The sequence below is a fragment of the Novosphingobium sp. SG754 genome (assembly GCF_013149315.1).
In the GTDB taxonomy this organism is placed as follows: domain Bacteria; phylum Pseudomonadota; class Alphaproteobacteria; order Sphingomonadales; family Sphingomonadaceae; genus Novosphingobium; species Novosphingobium capsulatum.
Window position 1 is genome coordinate 374,550 of record NZ_JABGCC010000002.1, and the last position, 15,766, is coordinate 390,315.

A 15,766-nucleotide genomic window follows, 5' to 3' on the forward strand; every position below is an offset into this window, starting at 1 on the left:
AAAGGCAAGAACGCTGACCGACCGTTTCGAAACCGCCCTGCTGGCCCTGCTGCCCCGGCTTCGCCGGTTTGCCTTGGGCTTGGCACGCGATGCGGCGCGGGCTGACGATCTTTGCCAGATGACCGTGGAACGCGCGCTGCGCAGCCGCCAGCAATGGCAAGAGGGCAGCCGCCTCGATAGCTGGATGTATCGGATCATGCGCAACCTGTGGATCGACGAGGCCCGTGCCGAAACCCGCCGTGGCCAAACCTTTGTGGACGAAGAAGCGGGCGTGACCGTGGGCGCCGATGGCGGGCAGGAGGCGCGCGCGCAGCTTTCCGACGTGGACCGCGCGATGGCCCGCCTGCCCGACGAACAGCGCGAGGCGGTCTTGCTCGTGATGGTCGAAGGCTGGTCCTACAAGGAAGCGGCCGAGATCGTCGGCTGCCCGGTGGGCACGCTCAATTCGCGCCTGGTGCGCGGGCGCGACGCCCTTCTCGCTATGCTGGGAGACGACCTGTGACGCCCTCTCCCGAAACCCTCGCCGCCTATGCCGATGGCGAACTCGATGCCGCCATGCAGGCCGAGGTCGAGCGCGCGATCGCCGCCGATCCCGCGCTGGCCCGGCAGGTTGAGCGCCACCGCGCGCTCAAGGCCAGGCTCGCTGCGCATTACGCCCCCGTGCTCGACGCGCCTTTGCCGCCCGGTCTGCTCGCCGCGGTCAGCCAGCCACAGACCGGTGCAGAGGTGATCGATTTCAGCGCCGCCCGTGCGCGCCGCCCGCGGCGCCTGGCATGGGGCGGGGGCATCGGCCTGGCGCTTGCCGCATCGCTGACGCTGGCGGTTGTGCTGCAGCATCCGGGCGGGAATGGGCCTGGGCCTGGCTATGCCGATGGCGCGCTGGCCAGCGCGCTTGATACCCAGCTGTCCGGCCAGGCGCCCGCTGGCGCTGCGGCGCGGGTGGTGATCAGCTTTGCCGATGCATCGGGCGCGCTGTGTCGCGGTTATGACAGCGGGCAGGGTGGCGGCATTGCCTGCCACGACGCGCGGGGATGGAAGCTGATCCGGCAGGTGGGCGGCGGCGCAGCGGCGGGGCCGGGCGACGATGGCGCCTATCGCCAGGCCGGCAGCCATGATGCGGCGTTGATGGCCCTGGCGCAGGACATGGCGCAAGGGCCTGCGCTCGATCCCGCCGCCGAACGCGCGGCACGCGCGGCGGGCTGGCGCAAGCCCTGATGCGTCTTGTCGGCATCGGCCGCGTGCCCCTGCCTGGGGCGAGACACGCGGCGGATCGGCCGATCAGAACGTCTTGCGCAGCGTCACGCCACCATAGCGCACGTCATCGCGCGGCACATAGCGCACGATGCCGGCCACCCCACCGTTGACCAGATAGCTGGCATAGTGGGTGTTGGTGATGTTCTTGACATAGGCACGCAGTTGCCAGCCATCGTCGTGGCCCAACAGCGCGACGCTGCCGTTCCAGATGGCATAGGCGGGCTGGATCGTGCCCGGCGTCTGCGTCAACTGGTACTGCGTCTCGCTCTTGAAGGCGATGTCGCTCTGCAGTTCCAGATCGACCGCGTCGGTCAGGGCAAAGCGATAGGCGGCATTGGCAAACAGCTTGACCTTGGGCGCGAAGGGCAGCGGCTGGCCGTTGATGTCGCAGCTGGCGGGCAGGCCGGCCGGGCAGTTGAAGTTCACCACCTTGGCATCGTCATAGGCGGCCGACAGATCGACGGTGAAGCCCTTGGTCGGCACCAGGGTGACATCGGCCTCGACTCCTTGGGTGCGGACCTTGCCGGCGTTGATCAGGCGCGTCACCGCCGTGCCGTTGACCAGATCGGCCACGTTGGCCTGATAGTTCTTGAACGTGGTCGAATAGACCGCCAGCGCATAGCGGACCGAGCGATCGGCCGTGCTGCCCTTGATGCCCACTTCGAAGGAATTGGAGGTTTCGGGCAGCAGGGCGATTTCATCGGTCGGCTGCATGTTGAAAAAGGCGTTGTAGGCCGGCCCCTTGTACCCGCGTGACCAGGTGCCATAGACCTGCGTGTGGCTGCTCACGTCCCACTGCAGGCCGGCGCGCCAGGAATCGCCACGGGTCGACGTGCTGCCGTTGCTGTTGTGATAGGCGCGGATGCCCGACACGTTGAATGCGGCACTGCCGGTGTTGGCCGGATCGGCGGTCGACGTGCGCACGTGATAATAGCTCAGCTTGTCCCAAGTGGAGCGATAGCCGGCGATGGCGCGGAAATTGCTGGTGAAGTTGATGTTGGCTTCACCAAACAGGGCATAGTTGTTGGCGCGGATGCCGTACTTGGCAACGCCGGTCGTCACGCCAGACGTGCGCGTCAGATCACGCTGATAGCGCTCGTCGGTTTCCGCGCGCAGGGCATAGGCACCGATGACATAGTCGATCAGCTTGCCCTTGGGCGAGGTGAGGCGCAGTTCCTGCGAATACTGGTTGGTGTTGACGTCACCATGGTCGTCGCTCTGCGGCTGCACGGCGGGCGAGGCCTGCGTGGCATCGAGATCCTGGTGCTGGTGGTTCTTCCAGCCGCGCCAGGCGGTGATCGAGGTGACCTTGTAATCCCCCAGCGAGAGATCGGCGGTTAGCGATGCGCCGAAGTTCTCGTCGCGCACGTTGGTATCGAACGTGGTGGCGGCGGTGCGGTTGCTGGGCCCGGCAGTAATGCCATAGCCGGCCAGGATGCCCACCAGCGTTGGCGAGGCAGTGACCGCATTGGTCGGATAGGCGATCTGGTTGGTATTGGCATAGACCCCGTTGGAGGTCGTGTCATAGCTGTGCAGCCAGTCACCCGCGAGTGTCAGCGTCAAGGCGTCGCTCGGGCGCGCCTCGATCTTGCCGCGCAGGCCATAGCGTTCGAACCCGTTGACCTTGTCCTTGGTCACCGCGTTCCACACGTTGCCCTTGTAGTTGGCGTAAACGCCGTCGATCCGCGCCGCGACGGTATCGGTCAGGCCGCCGGTGACGCCGGCCTTGACGCGGTATTCGGCGTCGGTTGTGGCGCCGCCTTCGACATAAGCATGGAAGGCCTGGGTGGGCGCGGCGGTGACGATGTTGATCACGCCGGCCGAGGCGTTCTTGCCAAACAGCGTGCCCTGCGGGCCGCGCAGCACTTCGATGCGCTCAACCTCGCCCACGTCGAGCGTGGCCTGGCCGGGGCGGTTGAGCACCACGCCATCGAGCACGGTGGAAACCGAGGATTCGACACCCGGTGACGTGGTGATCGTGCCCACGCCGCGAATGAACACGGTGCGGTCCTTGTTCGAGGCGCCGCTGCGGAAATCGACCGTGGGCACGCTGGCCGACAGGTCCTGGAGATTGTGGATGCCGCGATCGTTGAGCGACTGGCCGCTGACCGCGCTGATCGCGATCGGCACTTGCTGCAGGCTTTCGTTGCGGAAACGCGCGGTGACGACGATTTCGCCCGGTGCCGGCGCGTCTGCTTCTGCCGGGGCAGGCGCCGCGGGCGGAACATCCTGGGCGGCGGCGGCGGCGGGCACGATCAAAGCACCGGCGAGCAAGAGCGCGCTGCGCAGCGAAACGGAAAACTTCGGCATCGATTTCTCCCTTGAAGGCGGCGGCGCTATACTCAACCCTATAAGTAGAGAAGAAAGTTTTTCTTTAGTGCCCCAACGCCATGCCCATGGCGCTTCCTTCGGTCCCTTCCTCCACCGCGACGATGCGCGGCATGCCCAGCCTGATCAGCCCCAACGCCAAGAGGTAAGAGACGGCGGCAAAGGCAAAGAGCGGGCCATAGCCCAGCCCGGCCGCCAGGGTGAGGCCGGCAATCTTGGTGATCGCGGTGCCGCCCATATTCCCACAAAACGCGGAAAAACCAGTGACGCGGCCCACGCGTGCGCGCGGGGTGACATCGGCGATCAGGCCAAACAGGCTGGTGGAAAATCCCTGGTGTCCGGCCAGCGCCAGTGCCAGCACCGCCGCGGCGCTCCACGCGCTGGGGGCCAGCAAGGCCAGCGGCACCGGCGTGACCACCAGGGCAGAGGCCAGCATCACGCGCTTGCGCACGCGGTCGATCGACTGGCCGGCGCCGATCCAGCGGCTCGACAGCGTGCCGGCCAAGACCGATCCGACTGCCGCGCCCGCATAGGCGAGGGCCAGCGGCGGGCCGAGTTCGGTGCCGGCCAGCCCAAACGCGCGGTGGAAATAGTCCGGCATCCAGAACAGCATCAGGAACCAGGTGGCATCAGACAGCACCTTGGCACCGGCGATGATCCAGGTGCGCCGCTCCCGCCACACCGGCCTGGTGCCATAATGATCTTGCGCCTTGGCCATCGGCGTATCGGCAAAATCGATGCCGCGCGTGGCCAGCCACCAGGCGAGCGCCCAGACCAGGCCCAGCGCGCCGGCCATGACAAAGGCTGCGCGCCAGCCCCAGATCGCTGCAACGATCGGAATCGCCAGTGGCGCCAGGATCGCGCCGATCGAGTTGATCGCGTTGGACAGGCCGATGCCGGTCGAGCGCTGCTCGGGCGAAAAGATCGCCGCCATCGTCTTGATGCCGGCCGGGGTGCCCATCGCCTCGCTCGCGCCAAGGCTGATGCGGCAGGCTATGAAGGCGGAAAAGCTGCGTGCCCAGCCATGCGTCATCGCGGCAAGCGACCAGGCCGCCACGCCAAAGGCATTGGCCCGTCGCACGCCAAGCCGATCGACCAGCCAGCCCGCCGCAAGAAAGCCGAACGCCGCACCGGTCTGGAACAGCGCCGCCAGCGTGCCGTAATCGTCGTCGCTCCAATGCAGGTCGGCGGCGATGGTAGGCTTGAGCACCGCGATAATCTGGCGATCGACCAGATTGAGAATCCCCGCCGTCAGGGCCAGCGCAAACAGCAGCTGGCGGCGGCGGGGGCTGAGCAGGGCAGTCATCTGTGGCGGCACTCCTTTGCCATGCCTGTTACGGGGTGCGGCAAGGGAGTGCCAGAAAGTTCAACTTTTGCAGTAGAGATTAAAACGGTGCGTGGTCGATATGCGGCAAGACGTGGCGAGCAAACAGATCCGCCTCGCGCGCATGGGGATAGCCCGACAGCACGAACGCCTCGATCCCCGCCGCGCGATAAGCGTTGAGCTTGGCGAGAACCTGGTCAGGATCACCCACGATCGCCGCGCCGCAGCCTGATCGGGCGCGCCCGATACCGGTCCACAGATTGTCTTCGACATAGCCATCGCTAGCGGCTGCCTTGCGCAGGGCGGCCTGCGCCTGCACACCCACCGATTGGGAATCGAGCGACTTGGCGCGGATCGCTGCGCCTTGCGCGGCGTCCAGCTTGCTCAGCAGGCGATCGGCGGCGGCGCGGGCCTCGCTTTCCGTCTCGCGCACCACCACGTGCACCCGATAGCCGCAGCGGATGGTGCGGCCATGCCGCGCCGCGCGGGCTTTCATATCAGTGACGATGTCTTTCACAGCCTCCATGCGGTCGGGCCACATCAGATAGACATCGCAGCCCTTGGCGGCGGTTTCGCGCGCCGGTTCAGACAGGCCACCGAAATAGAGCGCCGGCACGCGCGGCGCGGCCTGCAGCATGCGTGGCGCGTCGAGCTTGAGGTTCCAGAACCGGCCTTGGTGATCGAGTGCCTGCCCGGCGAGCAGGGTGCGCAGGATGGCGATCGCCTCGTCGGTGCGTTCATAGCGCGACGCCCCGTCGAGCGTTTCGCCCGGCAGGTCGCTGGAAATGATGTTGACCGTCAGTCGCCCGCCCAGGATCTGGTCGATCGTGGCGATCTGGCGTGCCAGTTGCGCTGGCCACATTTCGCCGACCCGCACCGCCATCAGCAGCTTGATACGCCGCACCTGCGTGGCGATCGCGGCGGCAAAAGCCGTGGTATCGAGGCCCAGGGCATAACCCGAGGGCAGCAGGATATTGTCAAACCCGCCCTCTTCGGCACCCAGCACGATATTGCGGCAATGCTCCCAGCTTGATTGCAGCGCCGGGTCGCTTTGCCCAAGATATTCATAGTCGTCATCGCAAAGCGCGGAAAACCAGCTGATTTCACAGGAATTTTGGGTCACGGCATGGATTCTCCGCGCGATGCTTCCAGCACCGCGTACCATTCGCCGCGCGTCCATTCGACCTTGAATGCGTCGCGCAGCGCGGCAATGCGGGCGGGTTGCTGCGAACCGACGATGGGCACGATCCGCGCCGGATGCGCCATGATCCAGCTCAATGCCGCCGCGCTGGCGTCGGTGCCATAGGCCGCGCCCTGCTTGGCCAGCAATGCGCCCACCGGATGATTGGCATCGGTCAGCCTGCCGCCGCCCAGCGGCGACCAGGCCAGCACGGCCATCTCGCGTTCCATCGCCTGGTCCAGCGTGCCATCGTACAGCGGCGCAAACCGCGCGGCGGAATACTCCGGCTGGGTCGACACCAGCGGGAAGGGCAGGAAGGCCTGCAATGCCGCAACCTCGGCCGGGCTGTAGTTCGACACGCCCACGTGCTTGACCTTGCCTGCCTCGACCATCTCGACCAGCGCGTCGGCCACTTCGCGCGGATGGGTGAGGAAGTCGCGCCGGTGGATCTGGTAAAGGTCAACGCTGGGCAGCCCAAGCCGCGCCAGCGAGGCATCGATCGCGCTGCGCAGATAGGCGAGCGTCGAATCATAGGGCTTGCCCAGCCAGATGCCGCCCTTGGTGGCGATGACCATGCGCTCGCGCCAATGCGGATTGGCTGCCAGCGCCTTGCCGAACAGGCCTTCGGCCCCGCCAAAGCCCACCGGCGCATCGCAGCCATAGATATCGGCGGTATCGAACAGGGTTACGCCCGCATCCAGCGCGGCTTCCACGCGATCGGCAATGGCGCCCAGATCATCGTTGCCGTCGGGGCTGGCCAGCCGCCACATGCCCCAGGCAATCGGGAAAACGGCAAGTCCGCTCTTGCCGAGCGCGACGGGTTCGGTCTTTAGGCTGAGGTTCGTCATGGAGAGCGCCATGGCACAAGGAGCTTGGTGATGGTAGAGAAACTGCGTTACGGCTTGGTCGGCACCGGCATGATGGGGGTGGAGCATATCCACAATATCAAGCTGTTGCCCGATGCCGAAATCGTCGCCATCGCTGATCCCGAAGCAACCTCGATCGAATGGGCGCGGGCCGCGCTGGGCGATGCGGGCCAGGATGTGGCCGTGCATGCCGATGCCGCCAGCCTGGTGGCCGGGGGCGGAATCGATGCCGTCGTTGTGGCGTCGCCCAATTTTACCCACCGCGCCGTGTTGGAGCCGCTGCTCGCCAGCAACGTGGCGATCCTGTGCGAAAAGCCGCTGTGTACCACGATGGCCGATGCGCGCTGGGTGGTGGAGCAGGCAGCCGCGCGCGGCGCCCCGTTCTGGACCGGCATGGAATACCGCTTCATGCCGCCCGCTGCCGCGTTCATCGATGCCATCCACGCCGGCCAGGTGGGCGCGCTGCATATGCTCTCGATTCGCGAGCACCGCTTCCCGTTCCTGGTCAAGGTGCGCGACTGGAACCGCTTTTCGGCCAAGACCGGCGGCACCATGGTCGAAAAATGCTGCCACTTCTTCGATCTGATGCGGCTGATCACGCAGAGCGAGCCGGTGCGGGTCTATTGCTCGGGCGCCATGGACGTGAACCACGTGGACGAGCGCTATGACGGTGCACGGCCCGATATCATTGATAACAGCTTTACCACGGTGGACTTTGCCAATGGCACCCGCGCGATGCTGGACCTGTGCATGTTTGCCGAAGGGGCCGAACACCAGGAAGAAATGAGCGCGACGGGCGACAAGGGCCGGCTGGATGTGTTGATCCCGCCCGGAGACCTGGTGTGGTCTCCGCGCGTGCCCTGGCCGGGGCCAAAGGCGGTGGAACGCCGGCACGTGGCGGTGGATGAAACCGCACTGGCGGCCGGATCACACCACGGATCGACCTATTACCAGCACGCGGCGTTTGCGCGCGCGGTGCGGGGTGAAGGAGATGTGTTGGTGACGGCCCATGACGGGCTCATGGCCGTGGCCATCGGCACGGCGGCCGAGATCAGCGCGCGTGAGCACCGCGCGGTGGACATGGCGGAAGTGCTGGGTTGATGGGCCCAGCAGTGAGGGCGTGAAGGAAAACAACCCAGGCCGGGCGGCGGACACTCTGCCGCCCGGCACTGGTTGGTGGATCAGTTGGCGGCGCCGCGGCGCATGTGCTTGCCGCCATAGCGCTGACCAAGATAGGCAGAAAGACGGCGCAGGTAGCTGACAGCCTCAGTCGCGCTGCCATTGTTGCACGGCAAAGGATTGCGGCTGGTGCCGGTGGCACGACGCTCCACCTTTTCGCACAGCAGCTCGATATCGCTGCGGCTCAGCAGATTCTTTTCCCGCATCAGACACAGCAGCGATTCGAGGATGATCAGGCTTTCATCGCCCGCATCGGTTACGCCGTCACGCATGCCTTCGTTCATCGCCAGACCTCTTCCGCATATATGTTATGCAACAGATACTATTCTGGTCTGGCGCTTTGGCAAGCGATTCAATCGAGGCCGCCTCCCAAGGTGCGATAGAGCGTCACCAGGTTGTTGGCCCGGGCCAGGCGCGTGGTCACCAACTGCTGCTGCGCGGCATAGGCGCTACGCTGCGAATCAAGGGCGGTGAGGAACGATTCCACCCCGGCGCGGAACCGCGCGTCAGACAGCATCGCCGCCTGCTGGGCGGCCTGAACCCGGGCGGTTTGCGCCGCCATCTGTTCGTCGATCGTGCCGCGCTGGGCCAGCGCATCGGAAACCTCGCGGAATGCGGTCTGGATGGTTTTCTGATAGGTCGCCACCGCCGCATCGCGTGATGCCTTGGCATAATCGAGATTGGCCTGGTTCTGCCCGAAATTGAACAGCGGCAGGCTGGCTGAGGGCGAGACGGTGTAGGTTCCCGTTCCCGACGAGAACAGGTTGCTCAGCGTCGAACTGATCGTGCCGATCGTGGCGGTAAGCGATATGCGCGGGAAGAACGCGGCCCGCGCCGCGCCGATATTGGCGTTCTGCGCGATTAACTGGTGCTCGGCCTGGAGCACGTCGGGCCGGCGCAGCAGCACGTCGGAACCAAGATTGCCCGGAAGAGCATCGATCGTTGCCGGTTCGGTTCCCAGCCCCTGCGGTTGCAACTCGGTGGGCACAGGCGCACCGGTCAGCAGCTGCAGCGCGTTGAGATCCTGCGCCACCTGGGTTTGCAGCACGGCAATGTCATTGCGCGCCGATTGATAGCTGGTTTCCGCCTGCTGCATTTCCAGGGCAGAGGTCACGCCAATGCGGAACTGCGCCTTGGTCAGGTCCAGGCTTTGCGCGTAGGCCTTGAGCGTGCGTTCGGACGTGGCCAGCTGATCGCGATCCGCGCCCAGCGTCAGCCAGGCCGCGGCGATTTCACCGATCAGGGTGACGCGCGTGGCGCGCCGCCCTTCCTCGCTGGCCAGGTACTGCTCCTGCGCTGCCTTGGAAAGGTTGCGCAGGCGTCCGAATAGGTCGATCTCGAACGAAGACAGCCCGACGTTGCCAGTGAAATACTGGATGTCGGCCGGGCCCGCGCTGGCCGCGCCACCAGCGCTGGCGGCAAAGGACGCGGTGTTGGTGTAAGTGCCCGATCCGCTGGCGCTGATCGCCGGGAACACGTTGGCGCGTTGCGAGCGATATTGCGCGCGCGCCGCCTGCACATTGGCCACGGCCAGGCGCAGGTCCTGGTTGTTGGCCAGGCCCAGCTCGATCACCTGGCGCAGGCGATCGTCGCGAAAGAATTCGCGCCAGCCGATCCGGGCCAGGTCTTGCGTCTGGGCAGCGTCAGCCGCTGGATAGACGTCTTGGCCCTGGGGCAGGGCCGGCGGCACGGCCGGCGCCGGCCGGGCATAGCGCGGCGCCAGGTTGCAGCCCGACAAGAGCAGGGCAGGCAGCACGGCCGCGAGCACGGTTTGGGATTTGGTCACGACAGTCAGACTCCCTGGGGCGCGGACGCGCCCTCGTCGTCTTGGGTATGGGTTTGATCGGCCTGCTTGCGCCGCGTGAAGAGGTTGAAGACCACCACGAAGAACATCGGCACAAGGAAGATCGCCAGCACCGTTGCGGAGAGCATGCCGCCCACGACGGCACGACCGATGGCATTCTGGCCGCCAGCACCAGCCCCGGTCGCCACTGCCAGGGGCAGCACGCCGAAGATGAAGGCAAGGCTGGTCATCAGGATCGGTCGCAGGCGCAGCCGGGCGGCACTGATCGCCGCGTCGAACGCGCCCATGCCGTCGCGCATGCGCTCTTCGGCAAATTCCACGATCAGGATCGCGTTCTTGGCCGACACCCCGATGGTGGTGATCAGGCCCACCTGAAGGTAGATATCGTTGTTGAGCCCCGTCAGCGTGGCTGCCAGCACCGCGCCGATCACGCCCAGCGGCACAACCATGATGACGGACAGAGGAACCGACCAGCTTTCATACAGCGCGGCAAGGCACAGGAACACGATCAGCAGCGACAGGCCATAAAGCGCCGGCGCCTGCCCACCCGAAAGCCGTTCTTCATAGGAAAGGCCGGTCCATTCCAGCGCGGTGCCGGGGGGCAGCTTGGCGTGGATCGCCTCCATCGCGGCCATGGCGCTGCCGGTGGCGACGCCCGGTGCCGGTGCGCCGAGAATTTCCATCGAGGGCAGGCCGTTGTAGCGGGTGAGCTGCACCGGCCCCTTTTCCCACGAGATCGTGGAAAAGGCGCTGAAGGGCGTCATGCTGCCGTTGCTGGATCGCACGAACAGCTTGTCCATGTCTTCGGGCGCCATGCGATAGGGCGCATCGGCCTGGACATAGACCCGCTTTACACGGCCGCGATCAACGAAGTCGTTGACGTAGCTGCCGCCCCAGGCCGTGGCGATCGTGCTATTGATCGTGGACAGATCGAGGCCGAGCGCACCCGCCTTTTCCTGATCCACCGTCACCTTGAGCTGCGGCGCATCGTCGAGCGAGTTGGGGCGTACGCCGACCATGCTCTTGTCCTGCATCGCCATGCCCAACATCATGTTGCGAATTTGCAGCAACCGGGCATGCCCCAGTCCGGCCTGGTCCACCAACTGCAGGTCGAACCCGGTGGCATTGCCCAGTTCCTGCACGGCGGGCGGGGTGATCGCGAAGATCAGCCCGTCGCGATAGGCGGCAAACGCGCCCATGGCGCGCCCGGCGATCGACTGGGCCGCGTTGGCCTTGCCAGAGCGTTCGCTCCACGGCTTGAGCGGCACGAACGCCAGGCCGCTGTTCTGGCCCGATCCCGCGAAACTGAAACCGTTCACCGTGAACACGCCGGCAATGTTGGCGCTTTCCTGCTTGGTGAAGTGGTCACGGATCACGGTGAGGCCCTTTTCCGTGCGCGCGGCGGTAGAGCCGGCTGGGCCTTGGACCAGAGCGATGACCATGCCCTGGTCTTCATCGGGAAGGAACCCGCCGGGCAGCCGCACGAACAATAGCGCCAACCCGCCCACGATCAGGGCATAGACCACCATCGAACGTTTCCAGTTGCGCGCGGTGGAGCGCACGCTGCGTTCATAGCGTTCTTGGCCGGCATCGAATTTTTCGTTGAACCAGCGGAAGAAACGGGCCAGCGGCCCATTGCTTTCCTGCTCATTGGGCTTGTGCGGCTTGAGAATGGCGGCGCACAGCGCGGGCGTCAGCACCAAGGCGACGAGCACGGAAAGCGCCATGGCCGACACGATCGTGATCGAGAACTGGCGATAGATCACCCCGGTCGATCCGCCGAAGAACGCCATCGGCAGGAACACGGCCGCCAGCACCATGGCGATGCCGATCAGCGCGCCGGAAATCTCGTTCATCGATTTGCGCGCCGCGTCGATCGGACTGAGGTGCTCGGTCACGATCAGGCGCTCGACGTTTTCGACCACCACGATCGCGTCGTCGACCAAGAGGCCGATGGCCAGGACCATCCCGAACAGCGTGAGCGTGTTGATCGAATAGCCCGCTGCCGCCATGACGGCAAAGGTGCCCAGCAGAACGACAGGAACGGCGATTGTGGGGATCAGCGTGGCGCGCCAGTTCTGCAGGAACAGGAACATCACGAGGAACACCAGCACCACGGCCTCGACCAGGGTGTGCACGACCTGTTCCACCGAAAGGCGGACGAACGGCGTGGTATCGTAGGGGTAGATGACCTTGATGTCAGACGGGAACTGCGTGGAAAGCTCGTTCACGCGTGCCTTGATGGCGTCAACGGTGTCCAGCGCGTTGGCGCCAGGCGCCAGCTTGATCCCAAGACCAGCGGCAGGCTTGCCATTCCACTTGGATTCAAAGCCGTAGTTTTCCGCGCCAACCTCGACGCGGGCAACGTCGCCCAGGCGAACCACGGCGCCGTCGCTGCCGATCTTGAGGCGGATCTTGGAGAATTCCTCTGGCGTGGACAGGCGCGATTGCACCGCCACGGTCGCGTTGAGCATCTGCGTGCCCGGTGCGGGCAGGGCGCCGATCTGGCCGGCCGAAACCTGGGCGTTCTGCGCCTTGAGCGCGGCCGTGACATCGGCGACCGACAGGGCGTACTGGTTCAGCTTGAGCGGATCGAGCCAGACGCGCATCGCGTATTGCGACCCGAATATCTGCGTGTCACCCACACCCGAAACGCGCGACAGGGGATCCTGCAGCTTGGAAACGAGGGTGTCGGCCAAGTCCGCGCCGGAACGCTTGCCGCTCTCCGAATACAGGCCAACGAACATCAGGAAGTTCTGCGTCGCCTTGGCGACTTGCAGGCCCTGCTGCTGCACTTCCTGCGGCAGGAGCGGGGTGGCCGCCTGCAGCTTGTTCTGCACCTGCACCTGGGCGATATCAGGGTTGGTGCCCTGCTCGAACGTGAGGGTGATCGTCACCGTGCCCGCAGCGGAGGACGAGGACGAGAAATACCGTAGGTGATCCAGCCCCTTCATCTGCTGCTCGATGATCTGGGTGGTGGTCTTCTCCAGGGTTTCGGCGTCAGCCCCGGGATAGGTGGCGGTGATCGACACCGCCGGTGGGGCAATTGCCGGAAACTGCGAGATCGGCAGCGTGCGGATAGCCAGAACGCCGGCCAGCATCAGCACGATCGCGATGACCCATGCGAAGATGGGCCGGTCGATGAAAAAGCGTGACATGCGGGATTACTTTCCCTTTGCCTGGCTGGGTGCTGCGCCGGCCGGGGCGTTGGGGTTCCAGGGCTGCGGATTCACCGGCATCCCCGGCTGCAGCATCATGCCACCTTCCACGATCACCTTGTCACCGCTGCGCAGCCCGCCGGTAACGATCCACTTGTCACCCTGCGTGCCGCCGGTCTGCACCGGGCGCGCTTCCACCTTGTTCTGCGCGCCAACCACCATGACCACGGCATTGCCATGTTCATCGCGGGTCAACGCCTGTTGTGGCACCAGCATGGCATTCTGCACCGTGCCCTGCACCAGGCGGGCGCGAACGAACATGCCCGGCAGCAGCAGGCTGCGCGGATTGGGGAACACGGCGCGCAGCACCTGCGAACCGGTCGCCTGGTCCACGGTCACGTCGGTGAACAGGAGGTCGCCTTGCAGCGGATAGGTGCTGCCATCTTCCAGGATCAGCTGGACCTTGGCCTTGCCGTCCTTGGTCAGCTTGCCGTCCATGATCTGGCGGCGCAGCTTGAGCAGGTCGGCGCTGGATTGGGGAATATCCACATAGACCGGATCGATGCGCTGGATCGTGGTGAGCGCGGTGGCCTGTGCGGCCGAAACCAGCCCGCCCGTGGTGGTGAGCGAGCGGCCGATGCGCCCGCTGATCGGCGCGGTGATGGTCGTGCGCGCGAGGTCGATCTGCGCGGTCCGCAGGGCAGCTTCCTGTGCCGCCACATCGGCCCGGGCCTGTCCGGCGGTGCTCACCGCGTTGTCATAGTCCTGGCGGGCGATGGCGTTGATCTTGACCAGTTCGCCATAGCGGCTCGCCTGGGCCTGGGTCGAGGCGATCGCGGCGCGGGCCTTGGCCAGCGCTGCCCGCGCGCTCATCACCTGGGCCTGATAGGGCGCGGGATCGATGCGATAAAGCGGCTGGCCGGCGCGCACGAAATCACCCTCGGTGAACAGGCGCGACTGGATCAGGCCGTTGACCTGGGGCCGCACGTCCGAGGTTTCGTAGGCCACCGTCCGGCCCGGAAATTCGGCCGTGATCGGCAGGGGCTGTTCCTGCACCGCCACCACCGAAACGGCAGGCGCAGCGCCGCCGCCTGGCCCGCCGGGACCACCCGCGCCTGGGGGTTGCGATCCGCATGCCGCAAGGGCCAAAGCCAGCGCCGGGGTGACGCGTCGCAAAAATGTCATGCAAAATCCTGCCGATCAGTGTATGAGAGTGAACGATCACTCACAAATTTGCGCTACTGCGCCGGGGGGCCAGTGGTCAAGCAGGAAATTTTGGGTAGAGAGAGGCTATGACTACGGATCAGGCGCCAGTGTGCCTCAGGGCGGGGGGCAAGGCGGCACAGCGGCGGGAAAAGATTACCGCTGCTGCGCGTAAGCTATTTATAGAAAACGGTTTTCATGCAACCGGCGTGGCTCAGATTGCCAAGGAATCGGGCGTGGCCGTGGGCCAGCTCTATCGCGATTTCGCGTCCAAGGAAGCGATCATCGCCGAGATCGTGGCGTCTGACTCCGGCGAATTCTTGGAACGTGGTGATATCGTGCTGGGCGTTGCCCTCCGTGACGAATCGGCAGTGTGGCAATGGTTGCACGATTTCCTGATTCCCGATCCCGATTGCCCCAACGTGCTGATCGCGGAAATCGTGGCCGAGTCTGCCCGCAATCCCAAGGTGGCCGAAATCTTCAAGCGCTGCCACAACACCGTGCACGCCGGCCTGCTCCGCGCGATCGAAGTTCTCTTGCCTGGCGATGACGTGGCATCGGCCCGTGTCTGTATGGCCGACATGCTGCTGATGCTGTCGCTGGGTCTGATGCAGCACGATCTCATCCGGGGCGAGGCCGAGGCGCGGCGCATGGCCGAGATGGCCTTTGCCTCTTTCCGGACGCAGATCCTTGCGCTGCGCGGTGCAGACCGGGCGCCCGCTGCCGTGGCCGGCGTGGCCTGCCGGCCAAGCGCCGCACGGAATACCGAGCTCGCCTGATCGGGGAATTGCAACCGATTGCATAGCCTGCCGCGCCGTGCCACGCTGTGTTTCATGGCGAGCGCTGTGCAATCGGCAAGATCCGGCGCTGGCACGTTCCTGTCGTTGCCTTGGCGGAGACCGCGCGCATGATATCGTTGCATCACCATCTCCGGGCTCTTGCCATCACGCTGGCAGCGGGAACGGTGATTTGCACGCTGGCCTTTGTCCCTGCCGTCGCGGCGCGCCGCCTTCGGCGATGGGGTGCACGATGATGCGATCGCGCGGCTGACGGCGGCTTCACGACCGGATCGCCCTGGTTGCCCGTGGCTCGGGCTGCTGCCACCACCAACGTGGCCGCCCAGTCGGCCGATCCGCATTCGATGCTGAATTGGTACCGGCAATTGCTCACCCTGCGCAGGGATCTGCCTGCCTTGCGCGAGGGCAGCTATGTTCCGCTCGAATCCGGTAACGCCGATGTCGTCGCTTTTGCCCGGCTCGATCGATCGGGCCAGGGCGTGCTGGTCTTGCTCAACATGAGCGCTGCCCAACAGCGCCTCGCCATTTCCGGGTGGGCAGGCGGCCACGTGCCCAGCGATGGGCGCGTGCTGCTGACGACCCAGCCCGACGCCAGCGCTGATCTTGCCAATCCAGTGCTGGCGCCCTTTGCCACCCGCCTGGTGGCGTTCCGCGTCAGATAGCCGGGCGCATC

13 protein-coding genes are annotated in these 15,766 nt (G+C 65.6%); 5 read left to right on the forward strand and 8 right to left on the reverse strand.

What is annotated here, in order from left to right; all coding sequences use genetic code 11:
- Positions 1–13: 13 nt before the first annotated feature.
- Together FHW97_RS06240 and FHW97_RS06245 are read left to right on the forward strand one after the other, a co-directional pair.
- Positions 14–502 (forward strand): RNA polymerase sigma factor, encoded by a 489-nt coding sequence (locus tag FHW97_RS06240; RefSeq protein WP_171798603.1) that lies wholly within the window; start codon positions 14–16, stop codon positions 500–502.
- Positions 499–1,215, forward strand: coding sequence for an anti-sigma factor (locus FHW97_RS06245; RefSeq protein ID WP_171798405.1), 717 nt, complete (start codon positions 499–501; stop codon positions 1,213–1,215). The genes FHW97_RS06240 and FHW97_RS06245 overlap by 4 nt, the downstream gene beginning before the upstream one ends.
- Before the next feature lie 63 nt (positions 1,216–1,278).
- On the opposite strand, the gene FHW97_RS06250 is transcribed toward FHW97_RS06245, so the two are convergent.
- The 4 genes from FHW97_RS06250 to FHW97_RS06265 all read right to left on the reverse strand — a co-directional run bounded on the left by FHW97_RS06250 (position 1,279) and on the right by FHW97_RS06265 (position 6,934).
- On the reverse strand, positions 1,279–3,564 hold the full coding sequence (locus FHW97_RS06250; RefSeq protein ID WP_171798406.1) for a TonB-dependent receptor: 2,286 nt from the start codon (positions 3,562–3,564) through the stop codon (positions 1,279–1,281).
- Between the two features lie 64 nt (positions 3,565–3,628).
- Positions 3,629–4,888, reverse strand: coding sequence for an MFS transporter (locus FHW97_RS06255; RefSeq protein ID WP_171798407.1), 1,260 nt, complete (start codon positions 4,886–4,888; stop codon positions 3,629–3,631).
- A gap of 79 nt (positions 4,889–4,967) precedes the next feature.
- The gene (locus FHW97_RS06260; protein WP_370525330.1) at positions 4,968–6,029 is read right to left on the reverse strand and encodes an LLM class flavin-dependent oxidoreductase; all 1,062 of its coding nucleotides are present in this window, start codon (positions 6,027–6,029) and stop codon (positions 4,968–4,970) included.
- Positions 6,026–6,934, reverse strand: a complete 909-nt coding sequence (locus FHW97_RS06265) for an aldo/keto reductase family oxidoreductase (protein WP_062784786.1) — start codon at positions 6,932–6,934, stop codon at positions 6,026–6,028. Before FHW97_RS06265 ends, FHW97_RS06260 begins: the two co-directional genes overlap by 4 nt.
- Positions 6,935–6,964: 30 nt before the next feature.
- On the opposite strand from FHW97_RS06265, the gene FHW97_RS06270 reads away from it, so the two are divergent.
- Positions 6,965–8,053, forward strand: a complete 1,089-nt coding sequence (locus FHW97_RS06270; RefSeq protein WP_171798409.1) for a Gfo/Idh/MocA family protein — start codon at positions 6,965–6,967, stop codon at positions 8,051–8,053.
- 80 nt (positions 8,054–8,133) lie between these two features.
- On the opposite strand, the gene FHW97_RS06275 is transcribed toward FHW97_RS06270, so the two are convergent.
- From FHW97_RS06275 to FHW97_RS06290, 4 genes are all read right to left on the reverse strand, one after another.
- On the reverse strand, positions 8,134–8,403 hold the full coding sequence (locus tag FHW97_RS06275; RefSeq protein WP_054131276.1) for a hypothetical protein: 270 nt from the start codon (positions 8,401–8,403) through the stop codon (positions 8,134–8,136).
- Positions 8,404–8,483: 80 nt separating this feature from the next.
- Complete coding sequence (locus FHW97_RS06280) at positions 8,484–9,917, reverse strand: efflux transporter outer membrane subunit (RefSeq protein ID WP_171798410.1); 1,434 nt, start codon at positions 9,915–9,917, stop codon at positions 8,484–8,486.
- A 5-nt stretch (positions 9,918–9,922) separates the two neighbouring features.
- Complete coding sequence (locus tag FHW97_RS06285) at positions 9,923–13,093, reverse strand: efflux RND transporter permease subunit (protein WP_022676747.1); 3,171 nt, start codon at positions 13,091–13,093, stop codon at positions 9,923–9,925.
- Positions 13,094–13,099: 6 nt separating this feature from the next.
- The gene (locus FHW97_RS06290) at positions 13,100–14,278 is read right to left on the reverse strand and encodes an efflux RND transporter periplasmic adaptor subunit (protein ID WP_171792208.1); all 1,179 of its coding nucleotides are present in this window, start codon (positions 14,276–14,278) and stop codon (positions 13,100–13,102) included.
- A gap of 107 nt (positions 14,279–14,385) precedes the next feature.
- Here FHW97_RS06290 and FHW97_RS06295 point away from each other — a divergent pair, with 107 nt between their 5' ends.
- Both FHW97_RS06295 and FHW97_RS06300 read left to right on the forward strand, forming a co-directional pair.
- Complete coding sequence (locus tag FHW97_RS06295) at positions 14,386–15,075, forward strand: TetR/AcrR family transcriptional regulator (protein ID WP_171795946.1); 690 nt, start codon at positions 14,386–14,388, stop codon at positions 15,073–15,075.
- A gap of 305 nt (positions 15,076–15,380) precedes the next feature.
- Entirely contained in the window at positions 15,381–15,755 is a 375-nt protein-coding gene (locus FHW97_RS06300; RefSeq protein ID WP_171798411.1) for a DUF3459 domain-containing protein, read from the forward strand.
- Positions 15,756–15,766: the final 11 nt, after the last annotated feature.